The organism is Streptococcus pseudopneumoniae (assembly GCF_001068775.1).
Lineage (GTDB): Bacteria > Bacillota > Bacilli > Lactobacillales > Streptococcaceae > Streptococcus > Streptococcus pseudopneumoniae_N.
Map to the genome: position 1 here is coordinate 1 of NZ_JWAJ01000136.1, position 511 is coordinate 511.

Consider the following 511-nt stretch of genomic DNA (forward strand, 5'->3'; position numbering starts at 1 on the left):
TGTTGAGGCTGACGTGCTTGCCGACGTACTTGCACTTGTTGAGGCTGATGTACTTGCTGACGTGCTTGCGCTCGTTGATGCTGAGGTGCTTGCTGATGTACTTGCACTTGTTGAAGCCGATGCACTTGCGCTTGTTGAAGCTGACGTGCTTGCTGACATACTTGCACTTGTTGAAGCTGAGGTGCTTGCCGATGTACTTGCTGACGTACTTGCACTTGTTGAGGCTGACGTACTTGCCGACGTACTTGCGCTCGTTGAGGCAGATGTACTTGCTGACGTGCTTGCACTTGTTGAAGCTGACGTGCTAGCCGATGTACTTGCACTTGTTGAAGCTGACGTGCTTGCTGACGTACTTGCGCTTGTTGACGCTGATGTGCTTGCTGATGTGCTTGCACTTGTTGAAGCTGACGTGCTTGCTGATGTGCTTGCGCTTGTTGACGCTGATGTACTTGCTGATGTGCTTGCACTTGTTGAGGCTGACGTGCTAGCCGACGTACTTGCACTTGTTGAG

The 511-nt window shown here is 51.7% G+C and carries 1 protein-coding gene; it reads left to right on the forward strand.

Going from position 1 to position 511, the window contains the following annotated elements; all coding sequences use genetic code 11:
• On the forward strand, positions 1 to 511 hold a 511-nt coding region (locus ADF68_RS11270; RefSeq protein WP_049549349.1), incomplete at both ends, for a hypothetical protein.